Consider the following 554-nt stretch of genomic DNA (forward strand, 5'->3'; position numbering starts at 1 on the left):
CTGACCGATGCGGCCCCCGCTATTTTGCTGGCGGATAAAGTCGGGCGTGATGCGCTGGGTGAGAATACGCTGGCAGGGCTGACGGTACTTGACCCGAATAATCTGCCAAATCAGCCGGACAGTAACCCGCAGGTGCCGACATTGACGGCACGGCATCTGGCGTATGTGATTTACACCTCGGGTTCGACCGGCACGCCGAAAGGGGTGATGGTGGAGCATCGTCATATTCTGCGTTTGTTTGAGGCGACGGAATCCTGGTATCACTTTAACCGGCAGGATATTTGGTGCCTGTTCCATTCCATTGCGTTTGACTTTTCGGTGTGGGAATTATGGGGGGCGTTACGCTACGGCGCTAAACTGGTGTTGGTTCCGTACGCGATTGCCCGCTCACCTCAGGAACTGCATCAATTCGTGTGTCAGCACGGCATCACGGTGCTGAATCAGACTCCCAGTGCCTTTAAAGCCTTTATTGCCAGTTATATCGCCAATCCGTTACCGGACTGTTTGCGCTATATCATCTTTGGCGGGGAAGCGCTTGATCCGAGTATTTTGAA

1 protein-coding gene is annotated in these 554 nt (G+C 53.8%); it reads left to right on the plus strand.

Annotation, left to right across the window (positions count from 1 at the left end; genetic code table 11):
• Positions 1-554, plus strand: a 554-nt coding sequence (locus EAE90_RS23365; protein WP_214055464.1) for an AMP-binding protein, incomplete at both ends; no start/stop codon positions are given.

It is taken from the genome of Photorhabdus caribbeanensis, from assembly GCF_018448885.1.
Lineage (GTDB): Bacteria > Pseudomonadota > Gammaproteobacteria > Enterobacterales > Enterobacteriaceae > Photorhabdus > Photorhabdus caribbeanensis.